The sequence below is a fragment of the Nocardioides pymetrozini genome (assembly GCF_046058985.1).
Classification (GTDB): domain Bacteria; phylum Actinomycetota; class Actinomycetes; order Propionibacteriales; family Nocardioidaceae; genus Nocardioides.
On record NZ_CP175556.1, the window covers coordinates 3771357 to 3786817 of the forward strand.

The window sequence follows — 15461 nt, forward strand, 5'->3', positions numbered from 1 at the left end:
TTTCCCGGACCCTCACACCCGCGGACCGGCGCGCGTGTGACCCAGGCGACTCGCCGACGGGGAATGTCGAGCGAGTTGGTGGCATTAGACCGAGCATGTCCGACCAGATCCCTCTCATCGAGGCCCCCAAGTCCCGCCGGCCGCTCGTGATCGGCGCGGTCGTGGTGGCACTGGCCCTCATCGCCGGCGCGGTGTTCCTGCTCACCCGCGGGGACGACACTCGCCGGGCGACCGACGGCGACGCGGCGCAGCTGTCCCAGGACGACCCGGTCAAGGTCGTCCTCGGCACGGTCGGCGCGAGCGACCCGTACTGGAAGACCTTCGAGGACGCCGCGAAGGAGGCCGGGATCGAGCTGGAGATCCGCGACTTCGCCGAGTACCCGCTGCCGAACCCCGCGCTCGCCGAGAACGAGCTGGACGCCAACCAGTTCCAGCACATCGTCTACCTGGCCGAGTACAACGTCGCGAACGACGACGACCTGGTCCCGCTCGGCTCCACCGCGATCTACCCGCTGGGCCTCTACTCGCAGAAGTACGACGACGTGGCCGACATCCCCGACGGTGAGACGGTCGTCGTCCCCGACGACGACTCCAACCAGGCCCGCGGCCTGCTGGTGCTCCAGTCGGCGGGCCTCATCAAGCTCAAGGACGGCGGCTCGATCTTCTCGACCGTCGCCGACGTCGACGAGGCGGCCTCGCGAGTGAAGGTCAAGGCGCTGCAGGCCGACCTGACGCCGACCTCGCTGCCGGACGTCGCCGCCGCGATCGTCAACAACGACTTCGTCGAGGACGCCGGACTGTCCTTCGACGACGCCATCGCGGTCGACGACCCCAGCGACCCCAAGGCCGTGCCGTACGTCAACATCTTCGCCGTGCGCGCCGAGGACAAGGACAACCCGGTGCTGCAGAAGCTGGTCGAGGTCTACCAGCAGACCCAGGCCGTGCTCGACGGCGTCGACGAGGCCGCGGGTGGCACCGCCGAGTTCGTCACGCTGAGCCAGGCCGAGCTCGAGCAGAGCCTGCACGACGTCGAGGCGCAGATCCGCGAGCAGAAGTGACCGCGACACCGGCCGAGCCACTCGTCCAGCTGCGCGGCGTCGTCAAGGAGTTCCCCGGCGTACGCCGCGGGGCGCCGGCGAACCGCGCCGTCGACGGCGTCGACCTGAGCGTCGAGGCCGGCGAGATCTTCGCGATCATCGGCTACTCCGGCGCCGGCAAGTCGACGCTGGTCCGCCTGGTCAACGCGCTCGAGCCGGTGACCTCGGGGAGCGTGGTGGTCGACGGCGTCGACGTCACCGCGCTCTCCGAGAAGGGTCTGCGCGAGCTGCGCCGCGGCATCGGCATGGTGTTCCAGCAGTTCAACCTGATGGAGTCGCGGACCGTCTGGGGCAATCTCGCCTTCCCGCTCGCCGTGGCCGGCCGCTCCCGCGCCGAGCAGCAGCGGCGGATCTCCGAGCTGCTGCACTTCGTCGGCCTCGCCGACAAGGCGCACGCCCGGGTCAGCGACCTGTCCGGGGGCCAGAAGCAGCGGGTCGGCATCGCCCGCGCGCTGGCGACGGAGCCCCGGCTGCTGCTCGCCGACGAGGCGACCAGCGCACTCGACCCGGACACGACCCGGGACGTGCTCGACCTGCTGGCGCGGGTCAACCGCGAGCTCGGCATCACCATCTTGCTCATCACCCACGAGATGGACGTCGTACGACGCATCGCCCACCGGGTCGCCGTGATGGAGGACGGCCGGGTCGTGGAGCAGGGCCGCGCGGTCGACCTGTTCTCCGATCCCCAGCACCCCGTGACCAAGAGGTTCGTCGGCACCGTCGTGGACGACCTGCCCGCCCCCGAGGTCGTCGCGGCGCTGCGTGAGCGGCACCCGGGCCGCTTCGTGCGGCTGGCGTTCCGCCGGGAGGAGGTGCGCCAGTCCGAGGTGTTCGCCACCCTCCTGCGCCACGAGGTCGCCTTCGAGCTCGTCTACGGCGGCATCGAGGAGGTCCAGGGCACGACCTTCGGCAACCTGACCCTGGCGCTCACCGGCGACGACGACGCCGTCGACCGGGCGCTCGCCGAGGTCGGCTCCTTGGTCGCCTGGACGGAGGTGGCCTGATGGAGGTCCTGGCGATCGACACCCGGCTCGGCGAGCTGCAGCCGGAGTTCTGGCAGGCGGCGGGCGAGACCCTGCTGATGGCGACGACCGCGCTGGTGCTGGGCGGGCTGCTCGGCCTGGCCCTCGGCCTGGGTCTCTACCTCACCCGCAAGGGCGGGCTGTACGCCAACCGGCCGCTGCAGGTCGTCCTCAACGTGGTCGTCAACTTCTTCCGGCCCATCCCCTTCGTCATCTTCGTCGCCGCGCTGCAGCCGTTGGCGCGGGTCGTCGTCGGCACCGGCATCGGGACGCCGGCCGCGACCTTCGCGATCGTCGTCGCCGCCACCTTCGGCATCAGCCGGATCGTCGAGCAGAACCTCGTCACGGTGAGCCCCGGGGTCATCGAGGCCGCGCGCGCAATGGGGGCCAGTCGCTCACGGATCACCTTCCGCGTGCTGGTCCCCGAGGCGCTCGGCCCGCTCGTGCTGGGCTACACCTTCGCCTTCGTCGCGATCGTCGACATGACCGCGATCGCGGGCGTCGTCGCCGGCGGCGGCCTGGGCTCGTTCGCCCAGCGCTTCGGCTTCCGCCAGTTCGACAGCGTCGTGATGTGGGCCTCGATCCTGCTGCTCGTCGCCCTGGTGATGGTCATCCAGCTCGGCGGCAACCTCCTGGCCCGCCGGGTGCTGCGCCGCTGACGGGCGCGGGACCAGCCTGAGCATCAGAGCGCGGCCGCGAACTGCGCGGCGTGCAGCCGGGCGAACGCGCCGTCCCGCTCCAGCAGCTCGGCGTGGGAGCCCTGCTCCACGATGCGGCCCTCCTCCATGACCAGGATCAGGTCCGCGTCGCGGATGGTCGACAGCCGGTGCGCGATCACGAACGACGTCCGGTCGGTGCGTAGCGCGGCCATCGCGTGCTGCAGCAGGAGCTCGGTGCGGGTGTCGACCGACGAGGTGGCCTCGTCGAGGATCAGCAGCGCCGGCTGCGCGAGGAACGCACGCGCGATGGTGATCAGCTGGCGCTCCCCGGCCGACAGGTTGGAGCCCTCGTCGTCGACGCGGGTCTCGTAGCCCTCGGGCAGTGAGTGCACGAAGCGGTCGACATAGGTCGCGCGCGCGGCCGCGCGGACCTCGTCCTCGGTCGCGTCGGGCCGGCCGTAGGCGATGTTGTCGCGGATCGTGCCCTCGAACAGCCAGGTGTCCTGGAGCACCATGCCGATCCGGCTGCGCAGCTCGGACCGGCTCATCGCCGCGATGTCCGTGCCGTCGAGGGTGATCCGCCCGCCACTGAGCTCGTAGAAGCGCATGATCAGGTTGACCAGCGTCGTCTTGCCCGCTCCGGTCGGGCCGACGATCGCCACCATCTGGCCGGGATGGGCGACGAGCGAGAGGTCCTCGATCAGCGGCGCGTCGGGGTCGTACGCGAAGGAGACATGCTCGAAGCGCACCTCGCCGGCGGAGGTTTCGAGGCTCGTCGCTGGCGCTCCTCGCACCTCAACCACCGGCGCGCTCGTCGCTGGCGCTCCTCGCACCTCAACCACCGGCGCGCTCGTCGCTGGCGCTCCTCGCACCTCAACCACCCGGGGGCTCGGGGCGACGACCTCCACCGGGTCCACCTCCTCGTCGGCGTCGAGCAGCTCGAAGACCCGCTCGGCCGAGGCCACGCCGGACTGCAGCAGGTTGGCCATCGACGCGATCTGGGTGATGGGCTGCGTGAAGGTGCGGGAGTACTGGATGAAGGCCTGCACCTCGCCGAGCGACAACGATCCCGAGGCCACCCGCAGCCCGCCGACCACGGCGACGACCACGTAGTTGAGGTTGCCGATCAGCATCATCACCGGCATCACCAGACCGCTGATGAACTGCGCGCGGTACGACGACTGGTAGAGCTCCTCGTTGGCGGCGTCGAACGCGTCCTCGACCGCCCGGCGCCGCCCGAACACGGTGACCAGCGCGTGCCCGGAGATCGCCTCCTCGACCTGGGCGTTGAGCCGGCCGGTCTGGCGCCACTGGTTGATGAACTGCGTCTGCGAGCGCTTCATGATCCGGCCGGTCGCGACCATGGCGAGCGGCACCGAGACCAGTGAGATGACGGCGAGCAGCGGCGAGACCCAGAACATCGCGCCGAGGACGCCGACCACCATCAGGATCGAGGTGAGCAGCTGGCTCATCGTCTGCTGGAGGTTCTGCGCGACGTTGTCGATGTCGTTGGTGACCCGGCTGAGCAGCTCTCCGCGCGGCTGCCGGTCGAAGTACGCCAGCGGCAGCCGGTGCACCTTCTCCTCGACGTCGCTGCGCATCCGCTTCACCGTCGCCTGCACGATGTCGTTGACGAGATAGCCCTGCAGCCAGCCGAGGACCTGGCCGCCGACGTACACCAGCAGCGTGATGAGCAGGAGCTGGCCGACCTTGTCGAAGTCGACGCCCTGCCCCGGGACGATCTCGAGGCCGCGCAGGAAGTCGGCGAGGCCGTCGTCGCCCGCGGCCTCGGCGTTCGCGACCGCGTCCGCCTTGGTGCTGCCCTCCGGCAGCCCGCGACCCACGAAGCCGTTGAACACCTCGTCGGTCGCCCGGCCGAGGAGCCACGGGCCGACCACGACGGACGCGACGCTGCCGATGCCGAGCAGCAGGACGGCGACCGCTCGGCCGCGAGCGGGCCGCAGCCGGGCCAGCAGGCGGCGCGCCGACGCCCCGAAGTCGTCGGCCTTCTGGCCGACCATGCCGCCCATGGGGCCGCGGCCAGGACCGCCCTGCTGCACGATCCGCTCGGTCTGCCGCATCGTCTTGGAGCCGGCGCTCGAACCGGCCGAGCTCGCGCTCATGCGCTGACCTCCTCTCCCTGGACGCCCTGTGAGGCGGCGATCTCCCGGTAGGTCGGGTTGTCCCGGAGCAGCTCGTCATGGGTGCCCCTCCCCACCACCGCGCCGTCCTCGATGACGAGGATCAGGTCGGCGTCGCGGATCGTGGCGATCCGCTGGCTCACGATGAGCACCGTCGCGTCGCGGGTCACCGGCGCCAGCGCGGCCCGCAGACGGGCGTCCGTGGCGACGTCCAACGCCGAGAATGCGTCGTCGAAGAGGTAGATCTCCGGTCGGCGGACCAGTGCCCGCGCGATGGCCAGGCGCTGGCGCTGGCCGCCGGAGACCGTCGTACCGCCCTGGGCGATGGCGGTGTCGAGCCCCTCGGGCATGGAGCGGACGAAGTCGGCGGCCTGCGCGATCTCCAACGCGGCCCACAGCTCCTCGTCGGTGGCGTCGGGCCGGCCATAGCGGAGGTTGGAGGCGATGGTCCCGGAGAACAGGAAGGCCCGCTGGGGGACCAGCCCGATCCGCGACCAGAGCAGCTCGGGATCGAGCGCGCGGACGTCCACGCCCGCGACCCGGACGACGCCCTCGGTCGCGTCGAGCAGGCGGGGGACGAGGTTGACCAGCGTGGTCTTGCCGGCGCCCGTCGACCCGATGAGAGCGACCGTCTGGCCCGGCCGGGCCGCGAACGTGACGTCGCGCAGCACCGGCGCCTCCGCTCCCGGATAGGTCAGCCCGACGCCCTCGAAGTCCAGGTGACCGGGAGCCGTGACCTCGGTGACCGGCTGCTGCGGGCGTACGACGCTGGTCTCGGTGGCGAGGACGTCGCCGATCCGGTCGGCGCTGACCGACGCCCGCGGGATCATCATCAGCATGAAGGTCCCCATCATCACCGACATCAGGATCTGCATGAGATAGGAGAGGAACGCCGTCAGCGCGCCGACCTGCATCTGGCCGTCGTCGACGCGATGTCCGCCGAACCAGATCACCCCGACGCTGGCCACGTTCGACACCGCCATCACGAGCGGGAACATCACGGCCATCCACCGGCCCGCGCGCAGGGAGACCTGGGTCAGGTCCTCGTTGGCGCGCTCGAAGCGCTCGACCTCCTGCCGCTCGCGGACGAACGCCCGGACCACGCGGATGCCGGTGATCTGCTCGCGCAGCACGCGGTTGACGTCGTCGAGCCGCTCCTGGACCTGGCGGAACGCCGGGACCATCTGGGAGACGACGATGCCGATGCAGACGAAGAGGACCGGTACGACGGCCACGACCAGCCAGGACAGGCCGAGATCCTCGCGCATCGCCATGATGACGCCGCCGACCATCATGATCGGGATCGTGACCGCCATCAGGCAGGTCATCATCGCCAGCATCTGCACCTGCTGCACGTCGTTCGTCGCGCGGGTGATCAGCGACGGCGCCCCGAAGGAGGAGACCTCGCGCGCCGAGAAGCTGCCGATCCGGCCGAACACGGCCTTGCGCAGGTCCCGGCCGAAGGCCATCGCGGCCTGGCCGCCGAACCAGGCCGCGCTCATCGAGCAGGCGGCCTGGACCAGGGCGACGGCGAGCATGACCGCGCCGAGCTGCACGACATATCCGGTGTCGCCCCGGGCCACACCCCGGTCGATGATGTCGGCGTTGAGACTGGGCAGGTAGAGCATGGCCACGGTGCCGGTGAACTGCAGCACGACGATGGCGGCGAGCCAGCCCTTGTAGGGCCGGAGATGGCTGCGCAGCAGCTGTCCGAGCATCAGGAGTCCCCTCTCTCGGTCCGCACGACGAGGCCGTGCAGCACGGTGTCGACGATCTGGTCCGGGGTGAGCAGGTCGTCGTCGGCGATCTCCCGGTGGGAGCCGGCGAAGGTCAGCAGGCGCCACACGTGCAGCACCTGCTCGGGCGGGAGCGTCAGCCGGTCGGCATCGGGCTCGAGCAGCGCGAGCAGCCGTCGACGTACCTCCTCGAGGCCCTGGACGATCTCGGGGCGGTCGCGCAGGCTCTCCGGCGGGCCGACGGCGCCGAGCGCGCGCATCAGCTGGAAGATCGCCAGGAAGCGCTGCTGGAGGATCGCGGTCATCGCGAGCATCCGCTCCCGCAGGGGCAGGGTGGGGTCGATCGCGTCGAGCCGGTCCAGCACGTCGCCGGGCTCGAAGGCGCGGGCGATCGTCGCGTCGACGAGGTCGTCCTTGGACGCGAAGACGCGGAAGATCGTGCCCTCGGCGACCCCGGCGGCCTCGGCGATCAGCCGGGTCGTCACCCGGCGGCCGTGCTCGTAGAGCAGCGGGCGGGTTGCCCGGATGAGCATCTCCCGCCGCTCCTCGGGCGAGAGGGGGGCAGCGCGGGGTGGCATGCCTGCACTGTAGGTGAGTGAGTGCTCACTCACAACTGTTTTCGGGATCGCGGGGGTCCTGTGAGCACCCCGACACGGCGGAGGCGGGCGATCCCGACGCGGCCGACCCACAATGGTGGGCATGGCACGCGTCGCTCTGGTCCTCGGCTCCGGCGGCGCCCGGGGGTACGCCCACCTCGGCGCGGTCCAGGAGCTGCGTGAGCGCGGGCACGACATCGTCGCGGTCTCGGGTACGTCGATGGGCGCGGTCGTCGGCGGCCTCGTGGCGGCCGGGAAGGACACCGAGTTCGCTGCCTGGGCCTCGACGCTGACCGGACGCCGGGTGGTGCGCCTGGCCGACCCGACCTGGGCGGGCGGCGGCGCCGCCACGGCCCAGCGGCTGACCGCCGCGCTCGACGAGATCGTCGGTGAGGTGACCATCGAGTCCCTGCCGATCCCCTACACCGCCGTCGCCACCGACCTGGCCGCGCGCCGCGAGGTCTGGTTCCAGCGCGGGCCGCTCATCCCCGCCATGCGGGCGTCCTTCGCCATCCCCGGCCTGTTCACGCCCGCCGTGGTGGACGGCCGGATCCTGGTCGACGGCGGCCTCCTCAACCCACTGCCGCTCGAGCCCACCGCCGCCGCGGCCGCGGACTTCACGGTCGCGGTCTCGCTCCAGGGTCCGCGGGAGCCGCACGAGCCCACCTCCCCGGCCCGCGGGTTCTCCGTGCGGCGAGCGGAGTGGGCCGCCGACCTGCGCCGCCGGTTCCGCCGCGGCGACGACGGCGGGCCCGAGACGCTGGAGGCACTCGACGCCCCCGCCGAGGCGGTCGACGTACGCCCGGAGGCGCGGCCCGACACGCGGCCCGACGTACGGACCTCCGAGGTCGTCTCGCTCTCGTTCGACGCGATGCAGAGCCTGATCACCCGCTACCGGATCGCCGCCCTGCCGCCCGACGTCCTCGTGACCGTCCCCCTCAGCGCCGCCCGGACCATCGACTTCCACCGGGCCGACGAGCTGGTCGATCTCGGCCGGTCGCTCACCAAGGCGGCGCTGGACGAGGCGGGGCGGTGAGCGGGCGCGGCGTGGAGACACGGCGCCTCTCCCCACCCCCACCCACTACCCTCGACCCGACGACGAAGGAGGCAGCCGTGCCAGCTCTCGGGCCACGCGCCCTGCGGATCCTCGGCACGGGTGCCGTGCTCCCGGACGAGGCGGTCACGAGCGCCGCGCTGGACGCTCGCCTCGGCCTGCCCGCCGGCACCGTCGAGGAGCGGACCGGGGTGCGGGTGCGCTACGTGGAGCACGGCAGCGCGGCCGAGCTGGGCGCGCGCGCCGCGCGCAAGGCCCTGGCGGCGGCGGGGCTGACGCTGGAGGACGTCGACGTGGTCATCGGAGCCAGCGCCACGCCCGACCAGCCGCTGCCCTGCAACGCCGCGCTGCTCCACGAGGAGCTGGCGCCGTCCCGGCCGATCCCGGCCTGGGACGTCAACGCCAGCTGCCTGAGCTTCCTGGTCGCCCTCGACCTGGCGGCGACCCTGGTGGACGCCGGACGCCACGAGCGGATCCTCATCGTGTCCAGCGACCTGGCCTCGGTCGGTCTCGACTGGTCTGACCTCGGCGCCTCGGGGATCTTCGGCGACGGGGCGGCCGCGGCGGTCGTCGGTCACGCCGGCGAGACGGGATCGTCGGTGCTGGCAGCCCACTTCGCCACCCACAGCGAGGGTGCCCACACCTGCGAGATCCGCGGCGGCGGATCGCGCTTCGCTCCCGACCGCGTCGAGGGCGCGTACGCCGACTGGGGCCGCTTCCGGATGGAGGGCGGCGCCGTGTTCCGGCTCGCCGTGAGACACCTGCCGCCGTTCGTCGACCGGCTGCTGGCCGCCGCGGACGTACGGCTGGCGGACCTGCCCGTGGTCGTCCCGCACCAGGCCAGCCACCACGCGCTGGACTGGCTGCGCCAGCGGTTCGGGATCGAGGAGGGCCGGCTCGTCGACATCTACGCCGACCACGGCAACCAGGTCGGAGCGTCGCTGCCGTCGGCGCTGCACGCCGCCGTCGAGTCCGGGCGGCTGCGGCGCGGCGACCACGCGCTGCTCCTCGGCACCGGGGCCGGGCTCAGCATGGGCGGGGTCGTGCTGTGCTACTGACCGCACCCCTTCCCCACCAGCCCGAGGTCACCTTCCACTGGCTGCGCGTCGGCCACTGCAAGGGGCCCGAGGCGATGGCACGCCAGGGTGGCCGCCTGTGGCCGGTCGAGTTCCCGTCGTACGTCGGCGCGCTGCACCATCCCCGGCACGGGTGGACTCTCTTCGACACCGGCTACTCACAGCACTTCTTCGACGCGACCCGGCGCCTGCCCGAGCTCCTCTACCGGAGCACGCTGCCGGTCACCCTTCCCGAGGAGGAGCAGCTGCCGCGGCAGCTCGCGGCCCTGGACGTCGACCCCGGCGACGTACGCCGGGTCGTCGTCTCGCACTTCCACGGCGACCACGTGGGCGGGCTCCTCGACTATCCGCGAGCGCGCTTCGTCGCGGGCGGCGCGGGCGCGGAGCAGGCGCTGTCGCTGCGGGGCATCGCCGCCGTCCGGCACGCGATCGTGCCCGGCCTGCTGCCCGACGACCTGCGGGACCGGCTCGACCCGGTCGAGGGCTTCGCCCCGGTCGACGTCGCGGGTCTGCGGGGGTGGGACCTGCTCGGCGACCGCAGCCTGCTGGCCGTCGACCTGCCCGGCCACATGCCCGGCCACCTGGGCCTGCTGTTCACGTCGGGCGGCCGCCCGGTGCTGCTGGTCGGCGACGCGGCCTGGACGACGCGCTCCTTCCGCGAGCTCAAGCCGCCGTCGCGGCTGGCGAAGGGGATCATGCACGACTGGCCCGCCACGCTTCGCACGCTCGCCGCGCTGCACGACCTCGACGCGGCACACCCCGAGCTGCTGGTCCTGCCCGCGCACTGCCCCGAGGGCCACGCGGCCTGGTCCGCCGGGACCTGACGGTGCTCTCGGGACAGGGCTCGGGAGAGGCCACGGGCCAGACCGCCGTCGCCGCCGCCTTCGCGCGCGAGCGCTGGCTCCTCCCCCGCCGGTACGACGCGGCGCGGGCGCGCGCGCTGGACCGCTTCCTGCGCTCCGAGCTGCGCCACGCCCGGTTCTACGCGCCCTACGCGGGTCGGCCCCTGCACGAGCTGCCCGTCGTGGACAAGGACACCGTGCTGGCCGACTTCGCGGCGTTCAACCGCCACGCGATCACCCTGGACCGCGCCCTGGCGGTCGCCGAGGCCGCGGAGCGCTCGCGCCACTTCGCCGACCGTCTCCCCGGCGGGGTCACCGTCGGACTCTCCTCGGGCACCTCCGGCACACGGGGGGTCTTCCTCGTGTCCGAGGCGGAGAGCCGCCTGTGGGCGGGGATCCTGATGGGCCAGCTGATGGCGCCGCGCACCCTGCGCGCCCTGGCCCGGCGGCCGGTGCGCGTCGCGCTCTTCCTGCGCGCCAACAGCAACCTCTACGAGACCCTCGGCTCGCGCCGGGTGTCCTTCTCCTGGCACGACCTCACCGTGCCGCTCGCGCGCCACCTGCCCGCGCTGGCGGGCACGGACGTGCTGGTCGCGCCGGCCAGCGTGCTCCGTCGCATCGCCGAGGCCCGACCCGAGGGCCTGCGACCGCTGCAGGTCGTCTCCGTCGCGGAGACCCTCGAGCCGGACGACGAGGACGTCGTCCGCGAGGCGTTCGGCCGCCCGGTGGAGCAGATCTACCAGGCCACCGAGGGCCTGCTGGCGCTCAGCTGCCCCGCCGGGCGGCTGCACCTCAACGAGGCCCACGTGCACGTCGAGCCGGAGTGGCTCGACCATCAGCGCTTCCATCCGGTCGTCACGGACTTCACGCGGACCACGCAGTACGTCGTACGCCACCGCCTCGACGACGTGCTCCTCGCCGCGCCGGGCCCCTGTCCCTGCGGGCGCCCGGGGCGCGCCATCGCCGCCGTCCTGGGCCGGGCCGACGACGTGCTCACCCTCGTGCCCATGGCGCACGGCGCATCCGAGGTGGCCGTCTACCCCGACGTGCTGCGCCACGCCGTCGCCCTGGCCGGCGACCTCGGCGACTACCGGATCGAGCAGCACGGCTCGGAGTGGCGGCTGGCCACGACGGCCGGGTCGCCCGCCGCCACGGGCCGGGTGAGCGCCGAGATCGGCCGGCTCGCGACCGGCCTGGGCGCGCGGCCCCCGGCCGTCGTACCCATGGGGTGGCCGGCGGAGACACCCGGCCAGAAGCGCCGGCGGATCAGGAGGATCACGTGAGGCTGCTGGTGACCGGAGAGTCCGGCTTCGTCGGCGGACGGCTCGAGCAGCGGGCGCGGGCGGCCGGCCACGAGGTCGTCGGGATCGGGCGTCGGCGACTCGACCGCGACGGCTACCACAGCGTCGACCTCGGCCGGACCGCCGTGGACGCGCTGCCGGAGCTGCCGTGGCGGCCGGACGCGGTGGTCCACTGCGCCGCCCGCGCCACACCGTACGCACCGCGCAAGGCCTACGAGCGCGACAACGTGGACGCGACGCGCACCGTGGTCGCCTGGTGCCAGCGTCTCGGCAGCCCGCGACTGGTGCACGTGTCGTCGTCCTCGGTGCTCTACCGCGACGGCGACCAGCTCGACCTGACCGAGGACGCGCCGGTCGGGCCGCGCTTCGCGAACGACTACGCGCGCACCAAGGCGGCATCGGAGGACATCGTGCGCGGGTACGCCGGCTCGTGGGTCGTCGCGCGTCCCCGCGCGGTCTTCGGCCCGGGCGACACCGTGCTCTTCCCGCGGATCATCGCGGCCGCGAAGGCCGGCCGGATCCCCCGCCTGACCGGGCGCGCGACGCCCGCGGTCGGCGACCTGATCTACGTCGACAACCTCGCCGACTACCTCCTCCAGCTCGCCGCACGCCCCGAGCTGCGCGGCGTCTACCACCTCACCAACGCCGAGCCCGTCGAGATCCAGGCGATGCTGCTGGACGTGATCGCGCGGCTGGGCTTCGACCCTCCCACCCGCGAGGTCAGTCTGACCTCCGCGATGCGCGCCGCCACCGTGCTCGAGCGGACCTGGCGCCTGCTGCGCCTGCCCGGTGAGCCGCCCATCACGCCCTATGGCGTGGGCGTGCTGTCGTGGTCGAAGACCTTCGTGCCGGACCGGATGCTCCGCGACCTGGGCGCGCCCGCGGTGTCGGTGGCGCAGGGCGTCGAGGAGTTCGTTGCGTGGCAGCGGGGGCGGCTGTGAGGGGCGGCGCAGGGACCGGGCTGGACGTCGGCACGACGCCCTCCCTGACCGGAGTGGCGGCGACCGCCTATCTCGCCCTGCAGGCGGGCAAGACCGCAGCGGCGCTGCGGGCGGCGTCGCGGGCGCCGGCGCCGGTCGAGCCGGCGGCCGCCGCGGTCGCGAAGGTCGTGGTGGTGCAGCCGATCCTCTCCGGCGACCCGGGGCTCGAGGACGCGCTGCGGGACAACCTGCTGTCGCTGGCGGGCGCGCGCTTCGTGTGGCTGGTCGACGAGGACGACGTGGAGGGACGGCGGGTGGTCGACCGGATCGGTCCGGCACCCCGCCTGGAGGCCCGCCTCTGCCCGGCGGCGCCCGACGGCGTCAACCCCAAGCTCGCGAAGCTGCAGCCGGCGCTCGAGGACTGCGCGGACGACGAGATCCTGCTGGTCCTCGACGACGACACCCGACTTCCCCGGGCCAGCCTGGGCGCACTGCTCGGCGGGCTCGAGCGGGCGACGCTCGCGACCGGCCTGCCCGCGTACCTGCGCGGGAGGACGCCGTGGGCGCGGCTGGTCGAGCAGTTCGTCGACAACAACGCGGCGCTGACCTACCTGCCGATGGCGCCGGTGACGATCAACGGGATGTGCTGGGCGATCAGGGTCGCGGACCTGCGGGCCCTCGGCGGGTTCACGCCCCTCCTGCGCCATCTCACCGACGACCTCGCCGTGGCCGGCGCGGTCCAGCGCGCGGGAGGGACGATCTGCCAGACCGCGTCACCGCAGTGGATCACGACGACCGTCGAGACCCCGGGGCACTATGTGCGCCTACTGCACCGGTGGATGCTCTTCGCGCACCTGCTGCTGCGCCGTCAGCCGGTCGGGTCGTTCGCGGCGATCAGCGTCCTGCACGGGATCCACCCGAACCTGCTCTGGGCGGTGCTCGTGGGGTCGGCGCGCCGCCGTCGGCTCGGCCCCCTCGCTGCGCTGCTCACCGGCCGCTGGCTGCTCCTGCGCCTCGTGCAGCGGCGGGTCTACGGGCGGTCGCTGCACGCGCCCGTGCCGTCGCTGGCCTCCGAGCTGCTGCAGCCGGTGCATCTCGGGCACGGCGCGGTGCAGCGCACGATCCGCTGGCGCAGCCGCACCTACCGGGTGCGGGCCGACGACGACTTCTCGCCGGTGCGGAGCCGGCGGTGAGGCTTCAGGTCCTCCACCTCACCGGGCAGAGCGACCCCCGCTCGTGCGGCCTCTCGCCGGTCCAGGACGCCTTCCTCGACGGCCTCCCGGTGCCCGAGGAGGCGAAGGTCCGGCTGAACTTCCCGTACGACGCCACCCTGGCGCCGTACCGACCGGTGCCGCTGTGGCTCGGCAGCCTGCGCCACCTGGTCCTGTTCGTCCGGATCCGGCTGCTGCGGGGACGGTGGGCGCGACGGCACCGTCCGCTGGTCGAGGCCCGGCTCCGGGCCGCGGACCGCTCGCTGGTGCTCTGCGGCTCGATCGGCCTCGACCTGCTCGGGCGCCTGGACCTGCCTCCCGGCCTGCTGCAGCGGCTCACGGTGGTCGCGTACGGCGCGGTCGCCACGCGGCCGCCGGCCTGCCGGACCATCCGGGTCGGCAGCCGCGGCGACCACCTGGCGCGGTGGTGGCCCCACGACGTCGAGGTCGACGCCGGGCACCTCGACTATCTCGCCAGCCCCGAGCTCGCCGCGCTGTGCCGGGACCTGGTGGCGGAGCTGTCGGCGACGCGGGACCGGGCATGAGGCAGGTCGACCTGGTCGCGCCCCCGATGGCCGGGCATCTGCACCCGGTGCTCGGCGTCGCCGCCCGCCTCGCCGCGGAGCCGGGGATCGCCGTCCGCGTGATCAGCACCGCCGCGGCACAGCCGGCGACCGCGGCCTCCGGCGTGCCCGGCCTCGCCCTGCTGGAGGGCGCCGACGAGATCATCGAGACGGTGGTCGACCCGCCGTACCGGATCGGCAGCAACCCCCGGCTGCTCCTCCGGCAGTTCAGGGCCGCGGTCGCGCTCCAGGCGGACTTCCGCCGCGAGCTCCTGCGGGCCTGGGAGTCGCGGCGACCGGACCTGGTCATCGCCGACTTCACCATGGGCTCGGTCGGCACCGCCGCCGACGAGGCGGGCATCCCGTGGTGGACCCTCCACCCGTCCCCGTGCGCGATCGAGGGCCGCGCCGGCCCGCCGTCGTATCTCGGCGGCTGGCGTCCGGGCACCTCGCCGGCAGGCCGGGCACGCGACGCGGTCGGGCGGTCGTGGGTGCGCGCCTTCAAGCGGGTCGCGCCGCGGCTGGCGGGGGTTCGGCTGGCCGACGTCGGCGTGACCCGGATCTACCGCCCGGACGGGTCCGAGGCGATCTACTCGGCCGAGCGGGTGTTCGCGCTGACGCCCGAGGCCGTGGAGTACCCCCGCGCGCTGCCTCGCTCCGTCCGGTACGTCGGCCCGGTGCTGCACACTCCTCCCACACCCGCCCCCTCACCCGTCCTGGCCGCCGCTCGCCGGTCCGTGCTGATGACCGCCGGCACCCATCTGCCGTGGCACAAGGCCGCGCTCGTCGCCCACGCGGCGGACGCCGCCGCGAAGCTGCCCGACGTCGACGTCCACGTCAGCCTCGGCGGGTCCGGCCCGGTCGCCCCGGCGCCGGCCGGCGTCACCGTGCATGCGTACGTCGACTACGCGCGCGACCTTCCCCGCTTCGACGCCGTCGTCCACCACGGCGGCGCGGGGGTGCTCGGCCACACGCTCGCGGCGGGCCTGCCCGCGGTGGTGTGGCCGGTGGACTACGACCAGTTCGACCACGCCGTGCGCCTGGTCGACGCGGGGGTCGCGGTGCGGGTCCGCCGTCCCGGCGCGCTCGCGCCCGCCCTCCGCCGCGTCCTCAGCGAGCCGTCGTACCGGCTGCGCGCCGAGGAGATCGCCGCGGGCATCGCGCGGGCGCCGGCCGTCGACACGATCGCGGCCGAGGTCCGCGACCGTCTGCGCCGCTAGAAGGTCGGGCCACGCCGGGGAAC

At 73.5% G+C, this 15461-nt stretch carries 14 protein-coding genes; 11 read left to right on the forward strand and 3 right to left on the reverse strand.

Features of this window, described 5'->3' with window-relative positions:
* Positions 1–95 precede the first annotated feature (95 nt).
* Genes ACJ5H2_RS18470 through ACJ5H2_RS18480 form a run of 3 tightly spaced genes read left to right on the forward strand, consistent with a single transcriptional unit; the run spans position 96 to position 2778 of the window.
* Complete coding sequence (locus tag ACJ5H2_RS18470; protein WP_408896900.1) at positions 96–1058, forward strand: MetQ/NlpA family ABC transporter substrate-binding protein; 963 nt, start codon at positions 96–98, stop codon at positions 1056–1058.
* Entirely contained in the window at positions 1055–2101 is a 1047-nt protein-coding gene (locus ACJ5H2_RS18475; protein ID WP_408896901.1) for a methionine ABC transporter ATP-binding protein, read from the forward strand. The genes ACJ5H2_RS18470 and ACJ5H2_RS18475 overlap by 4 nt, the downstream gene beginning before the upstream one ends.
* Positions 2101–2778 (forward strand): methionine ABC transporter permease, encoded by a 678-nt coding sequence (locus tag ACJ5H2_RS18480; protein WP_408896902.1) that lies wholly within the window; start codon positions 2101–2103, stop codon positions 2776–2778. Before ACJ5H2_RS18475 ends, ACJ5H2_RS18480 begins: the two co-directional genes overlap by 1 nt.
* Before the next feature lie 23 nt (positions 2779–2801).
* Here ACJ5H2_RS18480 and ACJ5H2_RS18485 read toward each other — a convergent pair whose 3' ends face one another.
* Genes ACJ5H2_RS18485 through ACJ5H2_RS18495 form a run of 3 tightly spaced genes read right to left on the reverse strand, consistent with a single transcriptional unit; the run spans position 2802 to position 7233 of the window.
* Positions 2802–4901 (reverse strand): ABC transporter ATP-binding protein, encoded by a 2100-nt coding sequence (locus tag ACJ5H2_RS18485; RefSeq protein WP_408896903.1) that lies wholly within the window; start codon positions 4899–4901, stop codon positions 2802–2804.
* Positions 4898–6637 (reverse strand): ABC transporter ATP-binding protein, encoded by a 1740-nt coding sequence (locus ACJ5H2_RS18490; protein ID WP_408896904.1) that lies wholly within the window; start codon positions 6635–6637, stop codon positions 4898–4900. The genes ACJ5H2_RS18485 and ACJ5H2_RS18490 overlap by 4 nt, the downstream gene beginning before the upstream one ends.
* Positions 6637–7233 carry a TetR/AcrR family transcriptional regulator gene (locus ACJ5H2_RS18495; protein ID WP_408896905.1) on the reverse strand — a complete coding sequence of 199 codons (597 nt, stop codon included), beginning with the start codon at positions 7231–7233 and terminating at the stop codon, positions 6637–6639. Before ACJ5H2_RS18495 ends, ACJ5H2_RS18490 begins: the two co-directional genes overlap by 1 nt.
* 121 nt (positions 7234–7354) lie before the next feature.
* Here ACJ5H2_RS18495 and ACJ5H2_RS18500 point away from each other — a divergent pair, with 121 nt between their 5' ends.
* The 8 genes from ACJ5H2_RS18500 (at position 7355) to ACJ5H2_RS18535 (ending at position 15438) form a co-directional block, all read left to right on the forward strand.
* Positions 7355–8287 (forward strand): patatin-like phospholipase family protein, encoded by a 933-nt coding sequence (locus tag ACJ5H2_RS18500; RefSeq protein ID WP_408896906.1) that lies wholly within the window; start codon positions 7355–7357, stop codon positions 8285–8287.
* Positions 8288–8364: 77 nt separating this feature from the next.
* On the forward strand, positions 8365–9363 hold the full coding sequence (locus ACJ5H2_RS18505) for a 3-oxoacyl-[acyl-carrier-protein] synthase III C-terminal domain-containing protein (RefSeq protein ID WP_408896907.1): 999 nt from the start codon (positions 8365–8367) through the stop codon (positions 9361–9363).
* Positions 9354–10205, forward strand: a complete 852-nt coding sequence (locus ACJ5H2_RS18510) for an MBL fold metallo-hydrolase (RefSeq protein WP_408896908.1) — start codon at positions 9354–9356, stop codon at positions 10203–10205. Before ACJ5H2_RS18505 ends, ACJ5H2_RS18510 begins: the two co-directional genes overlap by 10 nt.
* A 2-nt stretch (positions 10206–10207) precedes the next feature.
* Positions 10208–11506, forward strand: coding sequence for a F390 synthetase-related protein (locus ACJ5H2_RS18515; protein ID WP_408896909.1), 1299 nt, complete (start codon positions 10208–10210; stop codon positions 11504–11506).
* Positions 11503–12465, forward strand: a complete 963-nt coding sequence (locus tag ACJ5H2_RS18520) for an NAD-dependent epimerase/dehydratase family protein (protein WP_408896910.1) — start codon at positions 11503–11505, stop codon at positions 12463–12465. Before ACJ5H2_RS18515 ends, ACJ5H2_RS18520 begins: the two co-directional genes overlap by 4 nt.
* Positions 12444–13637, forward strand: coding sequence for a glycosyltransferase (locus tag ACJ5H2_RS18525; RefSeq protein WP_408896911.1), 1194 nt, complete (start codon positions 12444–12446; stop codon positions 13635–13637). Before ACJ5H2_RS18520 ends, ACJ5H2_RS18525 begins: the two co-directional genes overlap by 22 nt.
* On the forward strand, positions 13634–14200 hold the full coding sequence (locus ACJ5H2_RS18530; RefSeq protein ID WP_408896912.1) for a hypothetical protein: 567 nt from the start codon (positions 13634–13636) through the stop codon (positions 14198–14200). Before ACJ5H2_RS18525 ends, ACJ5H2_RS18530 begins: the two co-directional genes overlap by 4 nt.
* Complete coding sequence (locus ACJ5H2_RS18535) at positions 14197–15438, forward strand: nucleotide disphospho-sugar-binding domain-containing protein (RefSeq protein ID WP_408896913.1); 1242 nt, start codon at positions 14197–14199, stop codon at positions 15436–15438. The genes ACJ5H2_RS18530 and ACJ5H2_RS18535 overlap by 4 nt, the downstream gene beginning before the upstream one ends.
* The last annotated feature ends 23 nt before the right edge of the window (positions 15439–15461 follow it).